The following is a 3361-nucleotide window of genomic DNA, read 5'->3' as shown; positions in this document are numbered from 1 at the left end:
CAGAGGTTCGCCGAGGTCGAAATCGACGCGGAGCGCGCGGCGCTGCTGGATCCGTCCCTGCCGCACAACGTCATCCCGGGTCGGGCCGAGCGCGAGACTGTCATCCTGGCCGCGCCGCCGTCGGCCGGCGCGGCCCAGCCGATCCAGACGGACCCGGCCGTCGAGGTCGAGCCGGTCCCGGCTCCGAGTGCGGCCAAGGCGGATGCACCGGCTGCGAACGTCCCCGCGGACCTGGACGAGCTGATCGCCTTGGCCGCCGAGATCGCGGTAACGGTCGGGCACCTCACCCCGCAGATGGTGCAGCGCAAGCTGCGCACCGGTTTCGACGAGACCGGGCTGGTCCTCGCCGCGCTCGAGGAGCGCGGCGTGATCGCCCCGGCGTCGGACGACCTGTCCGACCAGACCCGCAAGGCCCTGATGACCGCCGAGCAGCTCGCCGCCGGCGACGACCCGGCCGAGCCCGAGGGGCCCGTCGAGTCGGCGGAGGAGGCCCGCGAGGGCTACCGCAGCCGCACCAAGCCTCGAGCCCGTCGTCGCGACCGTGGCCGCTCCGGCGGGCCGCGGCCTGTCTCGTCCAGCGTCCCGACCCTGACCAAGGAGTGATCGTGACTGTCACTGAGACCGCCGTCGCCCCCGCGCCTGCGAGCCCGGTGCGCTGGAACCACCTGGACCAGGTCCGCGACCCCGGCTTCACCGGCCTAGCCGCGGACGCGCCCCGCCACGTCGGCAACACCACCGACGGCAATCACGTCCATGTCGCCACCGCCGGCAGCAAGCTCATCTACGGCCCGGCCGGCGTGGGCAAGACGGTCGCGCTCGACGTCGACATCGCCGGCGCCGCGCTCGACCCGGCCGCCCGGATTGTGCTGCTGGGCGCCTGGCGGGGCGAGCTGGAGGCGTGGCGACCCCTCGCCGAGACCTACGCCGACACGATCGATGACACGACACAGGCGCTGCTGGCCCTCGACGCCGAGGTCGAGGAGCGGGCGCGGGCGCGGAACGCCGCGCTGCGCGCCCGCGCCGAGCGCGACCAGGGCGAGATCCCTGCGCCTCCGGCGACCTGGATCTTTCTCGACGAGTTCCGCAGCCTCGAACTGGAGCTGGGCGAGCGGTCGGCTGCCGCGGCCGGGCTCCGCATGGCCCTGCTGGACCTCCTGGAGCACGGCCCCCGTCTGGGCTACCGGCTGGTCCTGACCGACATGCGCGTCCGGATGCAGCCGTGGATGGAATCCCTGTTCGGCCAGGTCCAGAAGTTCGGCCCGAACAGGACGACTCCGGGCCTGTCCACGATCCACGTGCCCGGCAAGCTCGCCCGGCGCCCGCTGCTTGGCGCCTACCTCTCCCCGTCCGAGCGGGTCGAGGTCGGACTGACCGCCCTGCGGCTGCGCGCGGCCCAGGCCGCCCCGGTCCCCAAGGCGGTGTGACCATGCCGCGCCGTCACCGCCCCCGCACTCGTCCGCAGGCCCGGAAGCTCCCCGCCGGCCTGCCGGTGCCGGCGCCGACCCAGTCGAGCGCGGACGAGTCCCCTATCGACCTCGGCCAGATCCTGGCCGCCGTCACCGCCAGCGAGACGCCCGAGGAGGGCTGATCACCATGGACCTCGCCATGCAGGCCGCCGGCCTGATTCTGACCGTCTACATCGGCCTCGTGGTCATCCGTTACGGGCTGGACCTCCTGACCCGCCTGCGGGTGATGCCGACGCCTCTGCCCCGACCGGCCGCGCTGGCCGCCGAGGTGCTGTACAAGGCGACGGACCCGCCGCTGAAGGCGCTGAACAAGCGCATTCCGCCGGTGCGCGTCGGGTCGGTCGCGTTCGATCTCGGATTTCTCCTGCTGCTGATCATCCTCATGATGCTCAACGCCATCGTGTCCGCGATCGGCGGCTGATCTGCCGCCGCGAGACCTCACGAGAGGAATTCGGATGCCCAAGACGTACACCTGCGCGCTCCGCGAGTGCGGTCGGGAGTTCGACGTCGGTTTCCTGCAGGGACTCCTGAAGCGCCCGAAGCTCTGCCCCAGCTGCCGGAAGGGATTCATGATCGACCCCGCCCGCCGGATACACGACGGAGTCGGGGAAATGATTTTCGCCCCCTGGAGCAAGATCGACAATCGAGTCACCGCACCGCGGATGTTCGGCATGAGGCCGCAGCGCAGCGACGCCCGGAACCGGGCCGCCGTCCGGTGGGGGATCTACCACAACCCCGAAGGTTTCGAGGTCCGACCCGGAGAGCTCGACGAGGAACCGCCGCCGCACATCAAGCTCCAGATTTACGTGAATGCCATGCACGGCGCGTTCAAAACGGCCAGGCAGGCGGATTCCGCGGCGCAACGCGGACTTCCGGGACCGCGCATCATCGACGGTTCGGTCATCGACGAGGACGAGGAAGCGGTCACGGACCTTCCGTGACCGGGAAATCCAATTCGGATCCCGAGGAGGGGATATGAGGATTCTCAAACGGCTGAGGGGTGCCTCGCCCACCGAGCACGCGGAGCCCGACCCGTCGGCGGTGCTGCTCGATCGCATGTCTCCCTGGCAGACGACCGCCGAGGTCAAGGGCACCACCCGGGCCTACCTGCTCGACCAGGCGCTCTACAACGCCGAGATGGCCCGCCAGGCCGCAGACCTTGGCGGTGACTCGATCTACCCGGACAGCCCCGAGACCGAGGGCTTCGTCCGTCAGGCCCACGCCTTCAGTGCGGCCTCGCAGGCGTACTCCGCGCTGCTGGCGGCCTCCGGTCCCGACGACTTCGAGAAGGAGTGAGCATGTCCAGCCTCGCCACTGACGTGGCGTCCTACCTGTCCGCGCTCGTGGCGGACATGCGTCCGCCGGCCGTGGACGGCTCGCCGATGACGCTGAACCCGGAAGTCGAGGGCAACACCATTACCGCGACGCTGCGGTACGCCAGCGGACTCGGCGCGACCGCCGGCCTGCGCATCACCGTCGCCGAGGTCGACCTGCCCGACGAGGTGACGTCATGATCGCCGCTGCGGCGTGGTCGGTGTCGCTGTGGGTCTTCGTAGAGGTCTCCCCGTTGGCCGGGGCCCTGGCTTCCATGTTCGCCGCCGCCGTCACGATCCGCCGCCCGAAACGGATCCGCCGATGACCCCGCCGAACTGGCGCAACGTCGCGCACCGGACGGGCACCGTCGCCCTGGCACCGTTCATCCCCGCCGTACTGGCGGACGGCCCGGACGACGACAGCGAGTTCCGGGACGAGGTCAGCCGCACGGCCCGCGCCGGCGACGACAGCATCCTGCCGGTCCTGATCGCCAGGACGGGACTGTCCGCCGTCCGCGGCGGCTTGGCCTCTCGGCGTGACTCGGACGTGCTAGCGCTGGAAGCGGGGCCGAGTGCCGAGCG

Annotated in this window: 9 protein-coding genes; all 9 read left to right on the top strand. The window is 71.2% G+C overall.

Annotated features, from left to right (window positions below; all coding sequences use genetic code 11):
- On the top strand, nucleotides 1–603 hold a 603-nt coding region (locus BBK14_RS09825), incomplete at its 5' end, for a hypothetical protein (protein WP_198541225.1).
- A 2-nt stretch (nucleotides 604–605) separates the two neighbouring features.
- Nucleotides 606–1424, top strand: coding sequence for a hypothetical protein (locus BBK14_RS09820; RefSeq protein ID WP_071061237.1), 819 nt, complete (start codon nucleotides 606–608; stop codon nucleotides 1422–1424).
- A gap of 2 nt (nucleotides 1425–1426) precedes the next feature.
- Nucleotides 1427–1588, top strand: a complete 162-nt coding sequence (locus BBK14_RS38140) for a hypothetical protein (RefSeq protein WP_157904234.1) — start codon at nucleotides 1427–1429, stop codon at nucleotides 1586–1588.
- A gap of 5 nt (nucleotides 1589–1593) precedes the next feature.
- Nucleotides 1594–1887: a YggT family protein gene (locus BBK14_RS09815; RefSeq protein ID WP_241831349.1), complete on the top strand. Its 294-nt coding sequence runs from the start codon at nucleotides 1594–1596 to the stop codon at nucleotides 1885–1887.
- Between the two features lie 34 nt (nucleotides 1888–1921).
- Nucleotides 1922–2407 carry a hypothetical protein gene (locus tag BBK14_RS09810; protein WP_071061235.1) on the top strand — a complete coding sequence of 162 codons (486 nt, stop codon included), beginning with the start codon at nucleotides 1922–1924 and terminating at the stop codon, nucleotides 2405–2407.
- Between the two features lie 34 nt (nucleotides 2408–2441).
- Nucleotides 2442–2762, top strand: a complete 321-nt coding sequence (locus tag BBK14_RS09805) for a hypothetical protein (protein ID WP_071061233.1) — start codon at nucleotides 2442–2444, stop codon at nucleotides 2760–2762.
- Between the two features lie 2 nt (nucleotides 2763–2764).
- On the top strand, nucleotides 2765–2980 hold the full coding sequence (locus tag BBK14_RS09800; protein WP_071061230.1) for a hypothetical protein: 216 nt from the start codon (nucleotides 2765–2767) through the stop codon (nucleotides 2978–2980).
- The gene (locus BBK14_RS41255) at nucleotides 2977–3105 is read left to right on the top strand and encodes a hypothetical protein (protein WP_275078470.1); all 129 of its coding nucleotides are present in this window, start codon (nucleotides 2977–2979) and stop codon (nucleotides 3103–3105) included. Before BBK14_RS09800 ends, BBK14_RS41255 begins: the two co-directional genes overlap by 4 nt.
- Nucleotides 3102–3361, top strand: a 260-nt coding sequence (locus BBK14_RS09795) for a hypothetical protein (RefSeq protein ID WP_131802212.1), incomplete at its 3' end; no start/stop codon positions are given. The genes BBK14_RS41255 and BBK14_RS09795, both read left to right, overlap by 4 nt.

Origin of the sequence: Parafrankia soli (assembly GCF_001854695.1) — a bacterium.
Classification (GTDB): Bacteria; Actinomycetota; Actinomycetes; order Frankiales; family Frankiaceae; genus Parafrankia; species Parafrankia soli.
This window is presented reverse-complemented; position numbering and strand designations above follow the sequence as displayed.